Consider the following 18,744-nt stretch of genomic DNA (forward strand, 5'->3'; position numbering starts at 1 on the left):
GGCGGCTGTCACCAATCCCGCAAGCCAGGAGCCGGAAGACAAAGGCCCAAGGATCATGAATGAGGTAGTGCACGGGGTTCGCCAGTAAGGCCGGATAGTGCGGCGATGCGGGAGATAAACGTGCGAATTGCCGGGGTGGCATCGAGCGGATAGAGCAGTCCGTAGTGCATGATGACCGGTTCGGGCCAGTCCACGGCTACGTTGACGAGCTGTGGGTGAATGCCGGCCCACATCGGTTTGGAGATGAGCAGGTCGCCGGATTCGGCGCAGTCGTTGAACGTGTCAAGGTCGTAGTGGTCGATGTCGATCAGATCGATGGCAGGGCATTGTTCCAACAAGTCCCGAGCCGTGTCGTTGGCACCGCGATGGCGCTTGAGGATGCGGATGCGCGTGCCTTCGAGGTCTTTCAATGTGAGTCGTGCGCGTCTCGCCAGCGTGTGGTTGCGTGGCACGGCCACGCACAGTGGCTCGGAATCGAGGGCGAGGGTGCTGCATGTGTCGTTCCAATAGCCGGTGTCGAACGCCGTGGAGATCAGGTCGATGTTTTCGCCGAGATGGGTGATGATGTCGTTGATGGCTTCGGAGTCGTCGGTCATCGACACCAGTTCCAGGCGGATGTCGGTGTGCTTGCCGGCGTCGCGTTGCCATAGGTCGAGGATACGGCGGCCAGGGCGCAGGATGGAAACGCCAAGACGAACGGTGGCGATGCCGTCGGTGCCGCGTTGTTGCGCACGGCGCAGGATCTCCTCGCATTGGCGCACAATCATCCGCGCGTCCTCGACGAACTCTCGGCCGGCTTTGGTGAGTTGCACGCCGCTGCGCGATCGGTCGAACAGCGTCAGGCCGTATTCCCTTTCGAACGTATTGACCTGTTTGGCCACCGCCGGCGTGGAAATATGCAGGCGATGGCCGGTCTTGGCGAAGCTGCCGGTCTGCGCGGCGGCGATCACCGCGTCCAGTCTTCTGTCGTACATTGCGACCTCCATAAACCAAAAGTTTATAGGATGTAAGCCATAAGCATTTATAAACCGCTGTTTTACTGATGTCTTAAAGAATACCATAGCTACTGCAATAACCAAACGGAAACATGTAAACCAATGGGATATAGGTGAGTATGACATCAATCAACGAATCCGCAGCCCTCGGCCTCGTACGCGAAGACGAAAGCCTCGAGCGTGAAACCCGTCGCGCATCGCGTCGCTCGGCCCGCCACAGCGCCGGGCTGACCACTTTCGCCACTTCGCTGGCGTTCTTCCTGACCGGTATGGACACCATGATTGTCAACGTGGCACTGCCGACCATCACCGCCGACCTTGGCGGCAATATGGCGTTGCAGCAGTGGATGATCGACGGGTACACGCTGCTGTTCGCCTCGCTACTGCTGCTCGCCGGCAGTCTGTCTGACAAGTTCGGTGCCAAGCGCATGTTCTTCTTCGGCACGGCATTGTTCGGAGCGGCATCCCTGCTGAGCACCTTCGCGTGGACCATGCTGGTGCTCATCGTCGGCCGTTGCCTGATGGGCGTGGCCGCAGCCCTGATCCTGCCGGCGTCGATGGCCTTGATCAACGAGGCCAATCCCGATCCGCGCCGCCGTGCGTTCGCCCTCGGCCTGTGGGGCGCCGGTTCGGCTTCGGCATCCGCGTTCGGCCCACTGTTCGGCGGTTTGCTCACACCAATCCACTGGAGCCTGATTTTCGCGGTCAACGTGCCGTTCTGCCTGATTGTGCTCGCTCTTGCACCGAAGGTTGCACCATCGCCCACCCGTGCCATCTCGTTCGACTGGCTCGGCCAGACGCTCGCGCTGATTGGTCTCGCCTCGCTGGTGGCCGGCGTCATCGAAATCGGTTCCCTGGGCATCTCCTCGCCGGTGACGCTCGCGCTGCTGTCTGTCGGCGTCGCCGCACTCGTGCTGTTCGTGATCGCACAAGCCAAGGTCGGGCATCCGATGGTGCCGCTGAACCTGTTCCGCAACGACGGCATGCGCATCTCGCTGATCGTGGGCTTCATCATGATCTTCAACTGGTTCGGCATGGTCTTCATCTCCACCCTGTTCCTGCAAAGCGAGCAGGGCATGAGCCCGTTCGCCGCCGGGCTGGTGTTCATTCCCTCCGCGGTGGTCATGGTGGTCACCAACGTGTTCAGCGGGCAGGTCATCAACTCGATGGGCACCCGGTTCACCGTGTCCATTGGACTGATTGCCATGGCCGTCGGGTTCCTTGCCGCGGTGCTGGTGCCGGCTCCAATGCCCGCATGGGTGATCGCCGTCGCCCTGAGCGTCGTCGGCCTTGGCGGCGCACTGGTCACGCCGGCACTGTCCGGACTGGTGCTGGTGAGCGTGGAGCAGAAGCAGGCGGGTATCGCCAGCGCGGTGTTCAACACGTTCCGTCAGGTCGGTGGCGCGATCGGCGTGGCCGTGTTCGGTGTGGTCGCCACCTTCACACCCTCGCTTGACGGCTCCCTGCGTGCCGTGTTCATCGCGGCCGCCCTGCTGCTCATCTGCGCATTCGCCTACGCTCGGCTGCGCTGGGCTGAGAGCTGACTTCGGGTGTCCCGTTCATGGCGATATCCGCCACACTTGAACGACAGTCGTTGGAGACGGATCGATTATTCCGCATTCAGCTCCAATTAGGGTGAATGGGGAGAGCGGGTCAAGTTCTCTTCAATCACCTGTTCGGAGAAGATCGTCATCATGAAGGGCAGTGATACTAACAGAGCATCTGGAGCAGTGTTTCGACGCGTCGAGTGTTTAAGCTGTTTCGATGGTCTGGGACGCTAACATTTTGCTAACAATGACCGTCACGATTTACCAATCCGGGTGGTCTGAACAAAGAAATTCAAAACTCAAGAACGGCATAATTCCAACGGTTTCAAGGTGAGCCAAGACCGGCGGCCCGAGCCAAGAACCCCGATCCTAACAGGATGTCGCAGGTTCAAATCCGGCTAGCCCGACAGAAACGGCGGAATTCCAAGGGTTTCAAGCTCTTGGGATTCCGCTTCTTGCGTATGGGGTACACGCGGGGTACATGACTGACGATTCCCGTCATTCCTTGAGCGGGGGCACGGCGTGCGTCTCGATCCAGTGGTCAAGGTCGGCCCGCCGGTATCTGATGACCCGCCCGACCCTCACGTATGACAGTTCACGCCGCTCGTTGCGCCATCTGGACAGTGTGGTGACGGGGATGACTAGGATGGCCGCCGCCTGTCCAGGATCACACACCGATATACGTTGACCCCGGAGTTTCATGATGTTTCGCATGAGTGACTTTCACGGGGCCTTGCACAGAATAGTATAGGCACTATGACCGAGAATATGCAAGTCACAGCCTTCGATCTATGCAGCTGGTTCTCCGCGGAGCGAATGCGCCGATACGAGGAATCGGCGTTGGACCCGGTCGCGCTGTATGTGTGGAATACACGCATGTCCAAAGCGTACCTTGAGGACATCGCGCATGTCGAGGTCATGCTGCGCAACTTCATTTCCACGCGACTCGCATCCGACTGCGGTCGGGAGGACTGGTTCGACCAAACCGATCATTTCGGTTTCGACTACGAATTTTGCAAAGCCGTCGAACGCGTCAAACGACGTATCCGCTACGCCGGTCATAGCATCACCCCGGACCGCGTGATTGCGGGACTATCACTGGATTCATGGCGGTTCCTTCTGGTGCGCAAACTGGAGCCGACCGTGTGGAAGGCACTACGTGACCGCACCAACGGCGGTATGCCATACTATAAATCGCGTCGACGCAAGGAATTCGAGACACACATCGTTCAACTACTGGATATGCGCAACCGATGCAGCCATCAGGAACCGCTTATTCAACCGGATGCTGACGCTGAACGAGAGTATCTCGACTTCCAGTGGGAAAACCTGCTATGGGTCGCCCGCGTCATCGACCCGAAAGCAGCCGACTGGATTCGCAGCCAGTCCCGTGTGCCCACATTGCGTAAATTGCGCCCGGTCCATTCAGCATCGGACCTCGCTAACCTGCCAAAGGCTGAATTCATGATGCCCGGACCAGAACGCGACCGACTGGTGGGACTCATTCTCGACGGCACGAAGATCGCCACTGCAGCACTGCTCCTCGACTATGTCGAATGCGCCGATCCACTGCCGAGAACCGGAAACCGGTCCGTACTGGTGAACTCTGACGACCATGGGGTGGCCGTGCTGGCCACCACCGATGTGGCCGTCATACGGCTGGCCGACGTCACTGACCAGCATGCGATTGACGAAGGCGAAGGTGATACGACCGCGGCAGAATGGCGGCGCACCCACGAGATGTTCTGGGACTCTGACGAATACCGTGCCGAGTTCAGAGACCCGAGCTTTCCTCTCGACGACGACACCCTTGTGGTGCTGGAACATTTCACGGTGACGCAGAGACTGTGAGATCAATGCCATGTTGGCATCTTTCACATGACATTGCAGCATTTCCGTTACGACCATCTTTGCCGACGCCCCGGTCATGAGTGTCATTATCGTCGCGCTTATCCTATGCCAGACCATTACGCTGATGACCGTGTCTGGCATCATCGTCGTTTCCCTCGCCGACGCTCTGCTCGTATGGACAGCTGTGTAGTTGGTGCGAGCAGGGACGGATGATGCGCTCTTCAATCATCTGTTCGGGAAAACCATCATCGTAAGGAGCAGTGATGCTAACAGAATTGGCTCTTCGGGTGTTTCGACACGCCGTGTGACGCCCCGCTCCGAAGCTCAGAGCCAGTAACTATGCCTTCAGCATAGAAAAATCCCCGGGGGTTCATGATGTTTCGCATGAGTGACGTTCCGAGGCATTCGCTAGCAGTGTAGCCGCCATGAGTCCTGAAAGTCAACCCGTCACACTTGCCGACCTGCAACGATGGTGTTCAACCGCGCGTGTAAGCGCGTGCGTGCATTCTGCGCAGGCGAGCGGCTATGACATGATCGATCCGTACGTGCGAAACGCACCGAGCGACACACTCTGGTGTTACAATGTTCATACATTAGCATTTTTTGGTGAGGGGGTTGCAATGGCCGATACCGCGACAATCAGTTTCCGCACGGACCCGCAGGTCAAGCAACAGGCGAAGGAATTGTACGAGTCGATGGGACTGGACCTGTCAACCGCATTGAACATGTTTCTGCGTCAATCGCTAACCGACAACGGCATGCCGTTCCGCGCCACGAGGGAGAACCCGCTGAACGTGGAGGCCCGCCGTCAGGCCGATGCCCGGGAGGGTGCCGCGTTTCCGTCTGTGGACAATCTGATGAAGAATTTGATGGATGCTTAAATCCGTCTTCCGCACCACGCAGTTCAAAAAAGGACTTCAAAGGACTGCTCAAGAAGCACTACGACCCGGACAAGCTGCGACACGCCGTAGAGGCACTGATGGCCGAAGATCGCAATCTGCTGTCGACCAAATATCGCGATCACGCGCTGGTCAACAACTGGAAAGGATATCGGGAAATCCACATCGAGGGAAACTGGCTGCTCATCTACCGCATCGAACGCGACGAACTGCAACTGGTACTGACCCGTACCGGATCGTACGACCAGCTGTACTGACATGAGACACCGAACATACCGTTCCCTTATCGAATGCAGTCCAAGTCATCTGCGACACATCGTTGTCCTCCCCTCTCGCATGCGACACGGACGGCAACGAGATGGTAACGATGACCTTATCCCACGCTTTTCCGACTTAATGACCTGTACAACCTGTGTACAGCTCCCTACGCCAAATCGTCGTTTCCAGAGGCGACGGCATGCATCCATGCCGCGAACGTTGCTCCCGGCGCGACGCCTGTGCCATCATCCTTGGCTACGATGCGGTCATATTCGTAGCTGGCCTTGTAGGCACCGCCGGAGGAATAACGACCGCGGATTTGTGTCGGGCAGGGGTGTCCGGCGGCGTCGCACAGTCTGCGAAGTCCGTCAAGATAGCTCTGGGCGAGCTTGATCACCTGCCAGCGCACGTCATCGTCGAGCACGACCTGATTGAGCGGCAGGACATGGTCCTCCGCCGGATTCGCTTCGAGACCCTTCATGCGGAAAAACGCGTTGAAGACCGTCATATTGCCCTCGAGCGACACGTAGATGTACACGTCACGAACCGGCATACCCTCCGTCGCTTCAAGGCACAACGAGACGAGACCGGCCTGCACGTCCATAAAATCGTCCTCAAACGTCCCTTCAGCCATGAGTCCACCTTCCTTGGCTCAGTTGGAGGCACAGTCCCCCGCAGTCCCCTGACGGTTCAATCATAAATCCACTGCCCGTCGATGCCGGGATCTGTTGTCGTTTCGGACTGTATGTACGCGGCGTGACGATACGGTCGCGTACATACAGTCGGAAAAGGGCCTCGAATGGACTGTAAGTACGCGGATGGTTCGTCGCACCGCGTACATACAGTCGCAAACACCCCACCAACGGACTGTAGGTATGCGTCCGTATCGTCACGCCGCATATTTACAGTCCGGAAACAGGTGCAGAGATGGTTGCTATGGCGCCTCGTGAGCAACGATGAACGAATCACATCCGATGACCAGACCCGTGATCAGCCGAACGCGTCCGTATCAGACAGCCAATCGCCGCACGAACCGCGCGAGCTTGCCGGACTGGGAGATTTCGCAAGCCTGCCGAAGGCGGAGTTCATGATGCCGTGGCCAGACCGCGACCGGCTAGTAAGCCGCGTCAGCAGTTCGTCGAGGAATTGACTACCCCTCAAACCCGGTTCGCGGGCCAGCTTGCCTGCAGGTATGGACACGCTCCGCACGCAGTCGGCTGTCTCCTCTGTCGGCTCGCACGTTGCCTGCAAACAACAGAGCTACTTGCAGGCAACGTGCTGACGCGAGGAGCCAACACAAGCCAAAACCGAATCAATCCAGCCGTCAGGCGTGGCTCTCAGGAGCCGGACCAACCACCGGACCAAACTGGCGCTTCGGCTTCTTGGCGCTCATGAGCATGAGGAAGCTACGCGCCTGTGCGGTGATCACGAAGCCGGCCTCATAGCTCAATTCGGGGCCTGTGGGGTTGTGGGTGTCCACGATGAGCTGCCACTTACGGCCGTAACGCTCATCCGGCAGGGTGAACATGATTGGCTCGTAGTGGGCGTTGAAGATGAGGATGAAGTCGTTGTCTACCATCCGGTTGCCGTACCAGTCCACCTCGGGGATATCCGAGCCGTTCAGGTAGATCATCATGGAGAAGGCGTGAGTGTTCTGCCAGTCCTCCATATCCATGATGGAACCGGTGTGGTCGAACCATTCGACCTGCGGAATCTTGTTCGAGTCGTCGCCGGGCTCGCGTCCGGTGAAGAAGCGACGACGGTGCAGCACCGGGTGGTCGAGGCGCAGGTGCACGAGCTTGGAGACGAACGCCAGCATCTGCTTCTGGTCCTTGTCGAGATCCCAGTTGGTCCACGAGATCTCGTTGTCCTGGCAGTAGGCGTTGTTGTTGCCCTGCTGGGTGCGCTCCACCTCGTCGCCGCCGCAGATCATCGGGATGCCCTGGCTCAGCAGCAGCGTGGAGAACATGTTGCGCATCTGGCGCTGGCGCAGGTCGTTGACGTCGCGGATGGTGGTGGGGCCCTCCACGCCGCAGTTCCACGAACGGTTGTTGGACTCGCCGTCGCGGTTGCCTTCGCCGTTGGCGTCGTTGTGCTTCTCGTTGTAGCTCACCAAATCGTTGAGCGTGAAGCCATCGTGCGCGGTGATGAAGTTCACGGAAGCCACCGGGCGGCGGCCGTTGACTTGATACAGGTCGGAGCTACCCATGAGACGGGACGCGAACTCGGGCAACGTGGACGGCTGGGAGCGCCAGAAGTCGCGCACGGTGTCGCGGAACCGGCCGTTCCACTCGGACCAGCTGGACGGGAAGCCACCCACCTGATAGCCGCCGGAACCCAGATCCCACGGTTCGGCGATGAGCTTGACACGCGAGATGACCGGATCCTGCTCGACGATGTCGAAGAAGGCGGACAGCTTGTCGACCTCCTGGAACTGGCGGGCCAGTGTGGCGGCTAGATCGAATCGGAAGCCATCGACATGCATCTCGGTGACCCAGTAGCGCAACGAGTCGGTGATGAGCTGCAGGGCGTGCGGCGAGCGCATGAGCAGCGAGTTACCGGTGCCGGTGGTGTCGAAGTAGTGCATCTGATCGCCGTCCACCAGACGGTAGTACGACTGGTTGTCGATGCCCTTGAAGCTCAGGGTCGGGCCCATGTGGTTGCCTTCGGCAGTGTGGTTGTACACCACGTCGAGGATGACCTCCATGCCGGCACGGTGGTAGGCCTTGACCATGGACTTAAACTCGTTGACCTGCTCGCCGCGCTCCCCGGAGGAAGAGTAGGCGTTGTGCGGGGCGAAGAAGCCGATGGTGTTGTAGCCCCAGTAGTTCGACAGGCCCTTCTCCTGAAGGAACGAATCGTTGACGAACTGGTGAATCGGCATAAGTTCGATGGCGGTCACGCCGAGCTTCTGCAGGTACTCGATGACGGTCGGGTACGCGAGGCCCGCGTAGGTGCCGCGAATGTCCGGCGGCACATCCTTGTTGAGGTTGGTCATGCCGCGCACATGCGCCTCGTAGATCACCGAATCGTGGTACGGGATGTACGGGTGCTGGTCGTTGCCCCAGTCGAAGTAGGGGTTGATGACAGCCGACTTCATCGTGTGGGCGGCGGAGTCGAGGTTGTTCATGGCCGAACTGTCGTCCGGGCTCCTGAACCAGTAAGAGAAGAGGCTTTCATCGCCGTCGATGTTGCCTTCGATGGCCTTGGCGTACGGGTCGAGCAGCAATTTGTTCGGGTTGCACCGCAGGCCGTGCGCCGGATTGTACGGACCGTAGACGCGGTAACCGTAGCGTTGGCCCGGCTGAAGCCCGGGGATGTAGTTATGCCACACGTAGGAGTTCTGTTCGGTCATCTCGATGCGGGTCTCGACGTCCTGATCGTCGAACAGGCACAACTCGACCTTCTGTGCAACCTGTGAGTAGAGGGCAAAGTTGACTCCGGCACCGTCGTAGCTGGCACCCAGAGGGTACATTGATCCAGGTCTGATCTGCATGATTCCAGTATCCCACCTTTCTTGTCGTCGTTTTGCTGATGGGGTGAACGTCAGGCGAACAACGCCTTGTCTTGTGTATCCGGGTCCTTGCGCTGGGCGAGGAGCCGACGCAGGGCCTCGTGTTGGATGGCGATCATCGAGTTCGATGCGGTGATGCGGGTGGCCGTGAGGTCGGACCAGGGAATCCATGCGGATTCCACATGTTCGTCCGGGTCGAAGTGACGCTCCTCGCGCCGAAAAGGGCCCAGATGCAGCACCATGATGTGGGCGAGTTCGTCGGTCATGCCCTCGGACGAGTAGAAATCGCCCACATGATCGACGCCCATGACGTCCCGGTCCGGAATCACGCCGGTCTCCTCGGCGAGCTCGCGCAGCGCGGCGTCCAGTATGTCCTCGCCCTCGTCCATGAGACCGGCGGGCAGTCCGTAGGCGAACATGTCCGAACCGGCGCGGTATTCACGTTCGATAAGGTATCGGTCGGTGGACATGTCATGTACGAGCATCACCACGCAGGGGGCGTGGCGCAATACCTGACGGCCGATTTCATGCTGGTTGCCCTGCTTGTCCGTGAGGGCGAGCCGCATGTCGTCCACATGGAAGATGCGGCCCGTGTAGACGGTTTCGCTGCTGATCACCTTGGCCGGCACGTCCATGTCGATGCCGTCCGAGCTGGCGTTCAGCGCGCGGTCGAGCCGTCGTTCCAGCCGTTCCTGCTGAGTATCGAACACCTCATTCCCCTTTACGTATTCGTGTGTTGATCAAGTTTGTTGATCGCGTATCCGTATCCGTCGGTTATCCGTCAGTCGGCCCGTCGCGCGTCCAAACCAGCTTCCAGATCCGCCCGGCGAAACACCGTCACCCGTCGACTCTTTGGCCCAGCAGTCCGTCCGCCGGCGAGCCACGCACCGTTGGCAGGCACCCACTGGCAGGCACCCACTGGCTGGTCACGGCACGCCGGCCTCACCACTCACGCCCGCGCACCGTGATGCGAGGTGCCGGACGAGGTGATGGTCCACGTCCATGGGTCGGTGGTGCGGTGCAGCCACGTTACGCGTGGACGGCTGCCAGTCGCCCGCTCGACGGCCTGCGGCACATCCTCGACCGCATAGTTGAACCACATGGATTCGATGGCCGCGTGCGGCGTGTTGATGAAGTAGGGCCGAGTGCGTTCGTCACCCTTCCCAAGGGCGATGCCGGCGGCGCGCATCCGGGCCTCGTAGCGGGCCTGTTCGATGGCGTCGGTCACCGGGTGGTGGCGCAGATCGCTGGTCACGTACACGTCCGTACCGGTGGCACGCACCTCGTCGAACAGCGAATCGCCGGAGCCGGGCAGCACGGCCACGGTCTGCACCATGGCATCGGGATCGCCGCACACCTGCACGCCGAGAGCGGTGGCCATGCCGTGACCATCGACCGCATCGAATACGCGCCGAGCGAAATCGTTGAGGGTGATCGGTTCGGCGAGCCGTCCCACACGGCCCAGTCCGACGGGGTGGTCCGATTGCGGGTCGCTGATGGGGACGAGCGGCTGCTGGTTGGTCAGTCCGAAAGCGTCCGCCGCTGCCTGACCGACGCCACGCCATGCGGCGTCGGCGTTGGTATGCCCGACCCACAGGGCGCAGCCGTGCTGGTACAGTCTGCGAACGATGTCACCGCGGAAACCGAGGCCGCCGGTCTCGTGCACGGCGCGGAAGAAGAGTGGATGATGGGTGACGAGCAGGTCGGCACCAGCTTCGATGGCCTCGTCCACGATTGCCGACGTCGGGTCCGCCGCGAAGGCGATGACGCCGATGTCCCGGGTCAGGTCACCCACGATAAGGCCCGGCTCATCCCATTGTTCGGCGTAGCGCAGGGGGTACAGGGTCTCCAAGACGTCGATGACTTGCTTCAGATTCGGCATACACCTCATTGTAACGTCACAAGTCGGCTTTTCTGTGACGGACGGGTCCTCAATCGATTGATGATCGGACCCGTCAGTGCGCGGCGAGCTGCCAGTCGGCGCCAAGTCCGCAGGAGACATCCAGCGGCACGGCGAGATCCACGGCGTGTTCCATGGCGTCGCTGACCAGCGCGGTCACCTGTTCGACCTCGCCCGGTGCGACCTCCACCACCAGTTCGTCGTGGATCTGCAGGATGATGCGGCTCGTCACGCCGGCTTCGGCCAGCGCACGGTCGGCGCGAATCATCGCGATCTTCATGATGTCGGCCGCGGAACCTTGGATTGGCGCGTTGAGCGCGGCGCGTTCGGCGGCGTCGCGGGCCACACGGTTCGTGGATTGGAGGGCCGGGAAGTAGCGCCGGCGGCCGAAAATCGTCTCGGTGTACCCGTCCCTGCGGGCGGAGGCCACCAGTGATTCCAGATAGTCATGCACCTTGCCGAAGGTATCGAAGTACCGGTTCTTCAACGCCTCGGCCTCGCGCGGGGCGATTCCGAGCTGTTGGGCGAGGCCGTACGTGCTCAGACCGTATGCCAGACCATAGCTCATGGCCTTCACATGACTGCGCTGGTCGCCGGTGATCTGGTCGACCGGCACCTTGTAGACCATCGAGGCGACGTACTTGTGGAAGTCGGCGCCGGAGCGGAAGGCTTCGATCAGCGCTTCGTCTCCCGACAGGTCGGCCATGATGCGCAGCTCGACCTGCGAATAGTCGCAGCTCATCAGGGACGAGTAGCCCTCCCCCGCCACGAATGCGCTGCGGATCTCACGGCCGGAGGCGTTACGGTTGGGGATGTTCTGCAGGTTCGGGTCGGTGGAGCTCAAACGTCCGGTGGCGGCCACGGTTTGCTCGTACGTGGTGTGGATGCGGCTGTCCGACCGGTTGGTGGCGTCGATGAGCGTCTGCACGATCTGACGCAGCTTGTTGGTCTCGCGGTGCCGGAGCAGCGCTCCCAGGAACCCGTTGGCGCGCTCGTTGTCCAGCGAACGCTCGTACAAGCTCTGCAGCGCGGCCGCATTGGTGGTGTATGAACCGGATTTGGTGCGCTTGGTGGGTTTCAGGCCCATATCCTCGAACAGCACTTTCTGCAGCTGTTTGGGGCTTTGCAGGTTGATGTCCGAACCGGCGAACTGCCATGCCATGGTCTGTGCCATATCGGCGTCGGCGGCGAATTCATCGCGGATGGCGTTGAGCCGCTGCTGGTCCACGGCGGCGCCGATGTGCTCCATGCCGTGCAACACGCGGGAGACGGGCAGCTCCACGGCCCGCATCAGCCAGCACTGTTCGCGTTCGTCGATAATCGGGCCGAGCGTGTGTGCCAGGCCGTGGATGATGGCGAGGTCGCGCAGGCGGTCCTCGTCCGGTTCCGGTTCGGGGGCCTCATCCTCGAAATCGAGCGTCCCCTGCGCCGGACGGGCCTGCTCCTCCACATGGATGTCGAGGAAGTGTTCGGCGGCTTCGGCGAGATCGTCCGCGTGGAAGTCCGGTTGAGCCAGATATCCGGCCAGCTTGGTGTCGAACATCGGCAGGTCCATGTCAAGGCCGGCGGCACCCAGCAGATGCAGCAGCTCCTTATACCCGTGGACGATGGCACGGCCATGCTCCTCATCGAGGAACGTTTGCAGCGATTCACGCAGCGCCTCGTCGATCGGCGCGGCGATCAGGGCCGCATCATCGCCGACGGCGACCGCCAGCGTCTGCAACGTGGACCGTCCGGGCCGGGCGTCGCCCCACGCGGCGATGGTCCATGCGTGGTCCACGGCGTTGCCGCAGACCGCATGACGGTCGTCGTCGGCATAGTCGCGGACGGTGAACTGCGCCACCTCGTCGGGCACCGCGACCTGCGGCCGGTGGGTTTCGAGCCATGAGCCGAAATCCGCGGCGGAGGCGATAGCCGTGGGCCGTAAGGGTTCCAGCCCCTCCCCCGTGTCGGCGGGCCCGTTGCTGTCGGCGGAACCCCCGTTTCGGGTGGCCTTGGCCGATGCGGCGACGCCGTTGCCGAAGGTTTTCAGTACGCGGCTGCGGGTGCGGCTGCCGAATTCAAGGTCCTTGAACAGCTCGTTGAGCGCGGCGACATCCACATCGCCGAAGGTCAGGTCGTCGATGGCAACGCCGAGATCCACATTGCGGACCAGTGCGTTGACCTTGCGGTTGAGCCTGACCTGCTCGATGTTCTCGCGCAGCGCCTCACCCTTTTTGCCGCCGATTTCGTCGGCATGCTCGCATAGGGAGTCCAGAGAGCCGTACTGGTTGAGCCATTTGGCGGCATATCCGTCGCCCACGCCGGGCACTCCGGGGATGTTGTCCGCCGTTTCGCCGCGCAATGCCGCCAAATCGGGGTACTGCTGGGGCGTGACCTTGTATTTGTCCACGACGGCCTGCGGGGTCATGTGCTTGAGATCTTTGAAATGATGCCCCGGATACAGCACGGTGACGTTCTCGTCGATGAGCTGGAAGGCATCGCGGTCGCCGGACAGCACCAACGTGTGATAGCCTTCTCGATCGCCCATCGTGGCGAGCGTGGCGATGATGTCGTCGCCCTCGTAGCCGGGCTTTTCGATGTAGGTGACGCCGAGCGCGGTCAGCATGCGCTGGATGAGCGGCAGCTGGGTCAGCAACTCCTCAGGGGCGGCTTCGCGCGTGCCCTTGTACTGCGGAAGCAACTGGTTGCGGAACGTGCCGCCCTTCACGTCGAAGGATACGGCCAGATGGTCGGGGTGCTCGGCGTCGATCACCTGCGCGAGCATAGTGGCGAACCCCCACACGGCGTTCGTGGCCTGCCCGGTCTGCGTGCTGAAGTTGTCGACCGGCAACGCAAAGAACGCGCGGAAGGCCAGAGAATGACCGTCCACCACCAGCAAGGTGCGGGTGGTGGACGGTTCGCTATTCGGCGAGGCGACAGTCAACGGCGACTCAGCGCTCATCCGAATCGGAAGGCTTCGGATCGCCGTACTTGGCGATGATGGCCATGGCCAGACGCTTCTTCGGGATGCGCTGGTCCATGGAGGTCTTCTGAATCCAACGGAAGGCGCCCTGCTCGGAGAAGTCGGCCTTGTCCATCAGCAGGCCCTTGGCGCGGTCGACGAGCTTGCGCTCCTCGAGCGTGTCCTCGGCCTTCTTCAGCTTCTCCTCGGCTTCCTTGAGCTGATCGGCGGTCTCCTTGAGCTTGCGTTCGCCGCGCTCCACGGTGTCGAGCAGATCGTTGATTTCGGCGAAACGGCCCATCGCCACTTCGAGGGTGGGCAGCAGCTTGGATTCCTCGTACGGCTTGGTCACGTACGCCATGGCGCCGGCACCGGTGGCCTTCTTGACCAGATCGGTCTGGGAGAAGGCGGTGAGCATGACCACGGGGGCGATGTTCTCGTCGCAGATGATGCCGGCGGCGGTAATGCCGTCCATGCGCGGCATCTTGACGTCCATGCACACCACATCAGGGCGGAACTTGCGGGTGAGCTCGACGGCTTCCTCGCCGTTGGCGGCCTGGCCCACGACCTTGTAGCCGTTGTCTTCGAGCATGGCCACCAGATCCATACGGTTCACGGCCTCGTCTTCGGCCACCACCACGGTGCGAGGACCGTCCTCGGACTTTTCGGGAAGAGGCTGGCCATCGGCGACGGCCTTGAGCTCCTCATCAGTCAACACCTCGTCGACGTTGATGCTCGGTTCCTCGGACTTCTTCCTTGTAGCCATACCAACCTCTTTCCTCGCCCATCAATGGGATCATTGCGGCTTGACGGTAAACCTGAATTGCAAAGTGCCCCCGGTGGGACTCGAACCCACACTACGCAGATTTTGAGGCTGCTTCCTCTACCAATTGGGATACGGGGGCATGCCCAAGGCACTTTGCAGAGCTTAGCATATCCGACCGACCACCGCGGCTATGACACGCTCTGTTCGCACGAAAATGGAATCACCGTGACCAAAAACCGCGTTCCATCTCCGCCGCCAAGCCCATGGCCCCACCTCATCAGATCCACCTCGCCGACCCGCCACATCCGTAAGAGCGGAATTCGTTTGCGCGTCGGGCGGAAGGACTGTGTGTTGTTCATTTTTCGCGCCCCGCGCGGACATACAATGAAACTGGTTTTCATAGCAACGCTGTTATGAATGCATGCTGTCATGAGTGATGAGGAGGGCATATGAGCAGCGAAACATACCGTCAATTCGATCCGTGGCGTCCTTCCCCGGTCAAGGAGATTTCCCGCCAGCAGACCGCGAAGACGCATTACTTCAACATCGACCATGTCTTTTACGAGACCAGTGGCGGCGACAAATTCGATCGCTACAGCATTCAGGACAACAGCGGTGACACCGTGGCCGTGCTCGCCATGACCGATGACGGCCTGATTCCGTTGGTGGAGCAGTACCGCGTCGCCAACCATCGTTGGACCCTGGAGATTCCGGGAGGCCATTCCCGCGACGCCTCCGAACGCCCCGCGGACGTCGCCAAGCGCAAGCTGGCCGAAGAGGGCGGTTTCGACGCGGCCAAAATCACGCAGTTCACGCGCTTCCTCAACACGCCCAGCTACTCCACGCAGCACACGGCGATTTTTTTCGCCTCCGGTCTGACTCCGGTCGCCCGCACGACGATCGGGCCCGAGACCCCACGCTCCGAAGTGCGTCTGGTGACGGTGGACGACGCCTATCAGATGATCGTCAATGGCACGATTGTGGACGCGAAGACCATCATCGCCATCCTGCGTCTCAAGAGCGGCAGTCTCAATCATCTGAATGACTAGGAAATAAGCGAGTAAGGAACCGGCGACTCCGCTCGGTTTTGGACCAGCGGACGCGACCGGCATCCATACCATAACGGGAGAGGTCCCCACCCGAAAGGATGGGGACCTCTCCCGTTATCTACACGTATCTACGATCTACCCGATCGCGACGTGGCTGCGAGCAATCAGTCGCAGGCACCGACGGTATGGACGTAGATGGAATCGGTGCGGCCCGGCTGGTGATCGCCCTGAGCGGAGCTCAGAATCACGATCTTGTCGCCGTCAACAACCTTGCCGGCTTCCTTGAGGGTCTTGTCGGTGAAGACCATGAGGTCCTTGCGGGACTTGTCGTGGTAGTCCTCGCTCACCAGGAAGGCCTCGGTGCCCCAGGACAGGGCCAGCCAGTGGTAGGTGTGCTCGTTGTTGGTGATGCCGTAGATCGGGGCGGCCGGACGCTCGCGGGAGACGCGGTGCACGGTGGAGCCGGTCTGGGTGTAGGCGACGATGGCCTTGGCGTTGAGCTTGTCGGCCAGGTCCACGGCGGCGGAGGAGACGGCGCCGGTGGAGGACATGTCGAGGTTCTTCAGCTCCGGGATGCGGTCGAAGCCGTGGTCGGTGGCGTAGCCGGAGATGCGGGCCATGGTGTTCACGGTCACGTCCGGGTACTTGCCGACGGCGGTCTCGTTGGAGGTCATGGTGGCGTCGGCGCCGTCGAGAACGGCGTTGGCGCAGTCGGAGGCCTCAGCGCGGGTCGGAACCGGGGAGTTCACCATGGAGCCGAGGACCTCGGTGGCCACGATGACCGGCTTGGCGTACTGGCGAGCCAGCTCGATGATGCGCTTGGTGGCCAGCGGGACCTCTTCCAGCGGGCACTCGACGGCCATGTCGCCACGGGCGGCCATGACGCCATCGAAGGTCTTCACGATCTCCTCGAGGTTCTCCAGAGCCTGCGGCTTCTCGATCTTGGCGACGATCGGGATGCGACGGCCTTCCTCGTCCATGATCTCGTGGGCGCGATCGATATCGGTGGCGAAACGCACGAAGGACATGGCGATGATGTCGGCGCCGGTGCGAATGGCCCAGCGCAGATCGGCCTCGTCCTTCTCGGTCAGGGCCGGCAGGGAGACGGCCACACCCGGCAGGTTGATGCCCTTGTGGGAGGACACCGGACCGGCCACGACCACCTTGGTGTACACGTTGTTGCCCTCGACCTTGGTCACCTCAAGACGAACCTTGCCGTCGTCGATGAGGATCGGGTCGCCCGGGTGGCAGTCACCCGGCAGGCCCTTGAAGGTGGTGGAGGTGATGTGCTCGTCACCCTCGATGTCGTCGGTGGTGATGACGAACTCCTGGCCAAGCTGCAGCTGAACCTTGTCCTCACCCTCGGCGTTCTTCTTGAACCAACCGCAACGAATCTTCGGGCCCTGCAGATCGACCAGGGCGGCAACGTTGCGACCGGTGGCCTCGCCGGCCTTGCGCACGTTGTTGTAGACCTTGAGGTGATCCTCGGGAGTGCCGTGGGAGCGGTTCAGACGAGCAACGTCCATACCGGCTTCGACGAGCTTGAGAAGGTTGTCGTAATCCTCGGTAGCGGGACCGATGGTATCAACGATCTTGGCTTTACGCATGAATGCCTGCCTATTCTTTGGTTATGGTTCCGAGGCGTGAATGCCTCAATTGCCGTCTAACAGTCTACTAGGGCAAACCGTTGCATGACAAGTTTTTCGCCCGGTGTGTTGTGAGCGCTCACATTGTTGCGGCTACTGGGTTTCCGGGTGTTGTTTGCCTTGCGTTTTCAGGCTTTTTCAACCGTGTTCATATGCTTCATCTTGATGACGGAGGCCAAAGCCGCGCCGCCGATTGCCACCACGATCACGGCCAGCGACAGCCAGGTCGGAACTTCGGGCACCCAATGGATGCCCTCACCACCGTTGATGAACGGCAGGGTGTTGCCGTGCAGGGCCTCCATGATGAGCTTGACGCCGATGAAGCCCAGCACCACGGACAGACCCACCGGCAAGTAGACCAGCTTGTCCAGCAGGGCGCCGAGCAGAAAGTACAGTTGCTGCAGGCCAAGCAGGGCGAACACGTTGGAGGTGAATACCAGGAACGGGTCCTTGGTCAGGCCGAAGATGGCGGGGATCGAATCGAAGGCGAACATCACATCCGTGGTGCCGATGGTCAGGAACACGATGAGCATCGGGGTCCAGTAGCGCACGCCGTTCTTGGTGGTCCTCAGCTTCTCGCCGTCGTAGTCGTTGGAGATCTTGATAACCTTGCGCAGCGTACGGATCAGGCCGTTCTCGTGGTACTCCTCGTCATCGTCGCCGCCGAACACGAGCTTGAGGGCGGTATAGATAAGGAATGCGCCGAAGATGAAGAACACCCAAGTGAACCGGGTGATCAGCGCCGCACCGATGAGGATGAAGATGCCGCGGAAGATCAGCGCGATGGTGATACCGACCGACAGCACGTACTTCTGGATCTGCTTGGGCACGGCGAAGTTCGACATGATGATGACGAACACGAAGAGGTTGTCGATGGACAGCGAGTATTCGGTGAGCCATCCCGAATAGAACTCGATAGCCGGCTTGGAACCGGCGAAGAACCAGATGAACCCACCGAAGATCAGCGCCATCACGACGAAGAAGGCGATGTGCTGGACGCACTCCTTGGTGGAGGGCACATGCGGACGCCTACCGATGACGAACAAGTCCACGATGAAGAACAGTGCGAGCACCACAAAGGTGATGATTTCGAATGCAAGTGGGGTTTCTGCCATGATTCCCTACACTAAACCATCACGATGACGGCCTGTCGCAGCATTACCATCGGCCGACATGCCGTACCATACCGCCGACCGACATGCCTCACCATACCGCCGCATGCCGCCAGTCAACGCTTGCGCCCGCACCCCACCGTGTAGGGAAACACCCACCGTGTAGGGATTTCCCCATCGTGTAGGGATGCAAAATCACGGATTGGCGGAATATAGCCGTTTTGTATCCCTACATGGTGGGATTTTCCCTACACCGTGGGTGA

General features: G+C 60.8%; 15 protein-coding genes and 1 tRNA gene. 5 read left to right on the top strand and 11 right to left on the bottom strand.

Annotated elements, in window-relative coordinates:
- Positions 1-53: 53 nt before the first annotated feature.
- Positions 54-974 carry a LysR family transcriptional regulator gene (locus tag BMYO_RS06100; protein ID WP_094667616.1) on the bottom strand — a complete coding sequence of 307 codons (921 nt, stop codon included), beginning with the start codon at positions 972-974 and terminating at the stop codon, positions 54-56.
- Between the two features lie 140 nt (positions 975-1,114).
- Here BMYO_RS06100 and BMYO_RS06105 point away from each other — a divergent pair, with 140 nt between their 5' ends.
- A complete protein-coding gene (locus tag BMYO_RS06105) occupies positions 1,115-2,539 on the top strand; it encodes an MFS transporter (RefSeq protein ID WP_094667617.1) in 1,425 nt (474 codons plus the stop codon).
- A 501-nt stretch (positions 2,540-3,040) separates the two neighbouring features.
- Here BMYO_RS06105 and BMYO_RS12615 read toward each other — a convergent pair.
- Entirely contained in the window at positions 3,041-3,256 is a 216-nt protein-coding gene (locus BMYO_RS12615) for a helix-turn-helix domain-containing protein (protein WP_094667618.1), read from the bottom strand.
- A gap of 42 nt (positions 3,257-3,298) precedes the next feature.
- On the opposite strand from BMYO_RS12615, the gene BMYO_RS12140 reads away from it, so the two are divergent.
- The 3 genes from BMYO_RS12140 to BMYO_RS06125 all read left to right on the top strand — a co-directional run bounded on the left by BMYO_RS12140 (position 3,299) and on the right by BMYO_RS06125 (position 5,549).
- Entirely contained in the window at positions 3,299-4,393 is a 1,095-nt protein-coding gene (locus BMYO_RS12140; protein WP_233428179.1) for an ASCH domain-containing protein, read from the top strand.
- 620 nt (positions 4,394-5,013) lie between these two features.
- Positions 5,014-5,274, top strand: a complete 261-nt coding sequence (locus tag BMYO_RS11875) for a type II toxin-antitoxin system RelB/DinJ family antitoxin (protein WP_094667619.1) — start codon at positions 5,014-5,016, stop codon at positions 5,272-5,274.
- A gap of 74 nt (positions 5,275-5,348) precedes the next feature.
- Positions 5,349-5,549 carry a type II toxin-antitoxin system YafQ family toxin gene (locus BMYO_RS06125; RefSeq protein ID WP_233428192.1) on the top strand — a complete coding sequence of 67 codons (201 nt, stop codon included), beginning with the start codon at positions 5,349-5,351 and terminating at the stop codon, positions 5,547-5,549.
- 167 nt (positions 5,550-5,716) lie between these two features.
- On the opposite strand, the gene BMYO_RS06130 is transcribed toward BMYO_RS06125, so the two are convergent.
- From BMYO_RS06130 to BMYO_RS06160, 7 genes are all read right to left on the bottom strand, one after another.
- Positions 5,717-6,184, bottom strand: coding sequence for a hypothetical protein (locus BMYO_RS06130; protein ID WP_094667620.1), 468 nt, complete (start codon positions 6,182-6,184; stop codon positions 5,717-5,719).
- A gap of 690 nt (positions 6,185-6,874) precedes the next feature.
- The gene (gene glgX, locus BMYO_RS06135) at positions 6,875-9,025 is read right to left on the bottom strand and encodes a glycogen debranching protein GlgX (RefSeq protein ID WP_169834079.1); all 2,151 of its coding nucleotides are present in this window, start codon (positions 9,023-9,025) and stop codon (positions 6,875-6,877) included.
- Between the two features lie 71 nt (positions 9,026-9,096).
- Positions 9,097-9,699 carry an NUDIX hydrolase gene (locus BMYO_RS06140; RefSeq protein WP_420807295.1) on the bottom strand — a complete coding sequence of 201 codons (603 nt, stop codon included), beginning with the start codon at positions 9,697-9,699 and terminating at the stop codon, positions 9,097-9,099.
- 314 nt (positions 9,700-10,013) lie between these two features.
- The gene (locus tag BMYO_RS06145; RefSeq protein WP_169834070.1) at positions 10,014-10,946 is read right to left on the bottom strand and encodes a Nif3-like dinuclear metal center hexameric protein; all 933 of its coding nucleotides are present in this window, start codon (positions 10,944-10,946) and stop codon (positions 10,014-10,016) included.
- 73 nt (positions 10,947-11,019) lie between these two features.
- Positions 11,020-13,908 (bottom strand): DNA polymerase I, encoded by a 2,889-nt coding sequence (gene polA / locus BMYO_RS06150; RefSeq protein ID WP_094667624.1) that lies wholly within the window; start codon positions 13,906-13,908, stop codon positions 11,020-11,022.
- Entirely contained in the window at positions 13,898-14,674 is a 777-nt protein-coding gene (locus tag BMYO_RS06155; protein ID WP_094667625.1) for an ANTAR domain-containing response regulator, read from the bottom strand. The genes polA and BMYO_RS06155 overlap by 11 nt, the downstream gene beginning before the upstream one ends.
- A gap of 65 nt (positions 14,675-14,739) precedes the next feature.
- Positions 14,740-14,813: transfer RNA gene (locus tag BMYO_RS06160), tRNA-Leu, on the bottom strand.
- 310 nt (positions 14,814-15,123) lie between these two features.
- Between BMYO_RS06160 and BMYO_RS06165 the strand changes: the two genes are divergently transcribed.
- On the top strand, positions 15,124-15,723 hold the full coding sequence (locus BMYO_RS06165; protein WP_094667626.1) for an NUDIX domain-containing protein: 600 nt from the start codon (positions 15,124-15,126) through the stop codon (positions 15,721-15,723).
- A 164-nt stretch (positions 15,724-15,887) separates the two neighbouring features.
- On the opposite strand, the gene pyk is transcribed toward BMYO_RS06165, so the two are convergent.
- Together pyk and BMYO_RS06175 are read right to left on the bottom strand one after the other, a co-directional pair.
- Positions 15,888-17,330 carry a pyruvate kinase gene (gene pyk / locus BMYO_RS06170; RefSeq protein ID WP_094667627.1) on the bottom strand — a complete coding sequence of 481 codons (1,443 nt, stop codon included), beginning with the start codon at positions 17,328-17,330 and terminating at the stop codon, positions 15,888-15,890.
- Positions 17,331-17,497: 167 nt separating this feature from the next.
- Positions 17,498-18,484, bottom strand: coding sequence for a TerC family protein (locus tag BMYO_RS06175; RefSeq protein WP_094667628.1), 987 nt, complete (start codon positions 18,482-18,484; stop codon positions 17,498-17,500).
- Between the last annotated feature and the right edge of the window lie 260 nt (positions 18,485-18,744).

Origin of the sequence: Bifidobacterium myosotis, from assembly GCF_002259745.1 — a bacterium.
In the GTDB taxonomy this organism is placed as follows: Bacteria; Actinomycetota; Actinomycetes; order Actinomycetales; family Bifidobacteriaceae; genus Bifidobacterium; species Bifidobacterium myosotis.

What these genes read in the sequence shown, in the direction of transcription:
- BMYO_RS06100 (WP_094667616.1), bottom strand. Translation starts at nt 974, where the DNA reads ATGTACGACAGAAGACTGGACGCGGTGATCGCCGCCGCGCAGACCGGC.
- BMYO_RS06105 (WP_094667617.1), top strand. Translation starts at nt 1,115, where the DNA reads ATGACATCAATCAACGAATCCGCAGCCCTCGGCCTCGTACGCGAAGAC.
- BMYO_RS12615 (WP_094667618.1), bottom strand. Translation starts at nt 3,256, where the DNA reads ATGCGAAACATCATGAAACTCCGGGGTCAACGTATATCGGTGTGTGAT.
- BMYO_RS12140 (WP_233428179.1), top strand. Translation starts at nt 3,299, where the DNA reads ATGACCGAGAATATGCAAGTCACAGCCTTCGATCTATGCAGCTGGTTC.
- BMYO_RS11875 (WP_094667619.1), top strand. Translation starts at nt 5,014, where the DNA reads ATGGCCGATACCGCGACAATCAGTTTCCGCACGGACCCGCAGGTCAAG.
- BMYO_RS06130 (WP_094667620.1), bottom strand. Translation starts at nt 6,184, where the DNA reads ATGGCTGAAGGGACGTTTGAGGACGATTTTATGGACGTGCAGGCCGGT.
- glgX (WP_169834079.1), bottom strand. Translation starts at nt 9,025, where the DNA reads ATGTACCCTCTGGGTGCCAGCTACGACGGTGCCGGAGTCAACTTTGCC.
- BMYO_RS06140 (WP_420807295.1), bottom strand. Translation starts at nt 9,699, where the DNA reads ATGGACGTGCCGGCCAAGGTGATCAGCAGCGAAACCGTCTACACGGGC.
- BMYO_RS06145 (WP_169834070.1), bottom strand. Translation starts at nt 10,946, where the DNA reads ATGCCGAATCTGAAGCAAGTCATCGACGTCTTGGAGACCCTGTACCCC.
- polA (WP_094667624.1), bottom strand. Translation starts at nt 13,908, where the DNA reads ATGAGCGCTGAGTCGCCGTTGACTGTCGCCTCGCCGAATAGCGAACCG.
- BMYO_RS06155 (WP_094667625.1), bottom strand. Translation starts at nt 14,674, where the DNA reads ATGGCTACAAGGAAGAAGTCCGAGGAACCGAGCATCAACGTCGACGAG.
- BMYO_RS06165 (WP_094667626.1), top strand. Translation starts at nt 15,124, where the DNA reads ATGAGCAGCGAAACATACCGTCAATTCGATCCGTGGCGTCCTTCCCCG.
- pyk (WP_094667627.1), bottom strand. Translation starts at nt 17,330, where the DNA reads ATGCGTAAAGCCAAGATCGTTGATACCATCGGTCCCGCTACCGAGGAT.
- BMYO_RS06175 (WP_094667628.1), bottom strand. Translation starts at nt 18,484, where the DNA reads ATGGCAGAAACCCCACTTGCATTCGAAATCATCACCTTTGTGGTGCTC.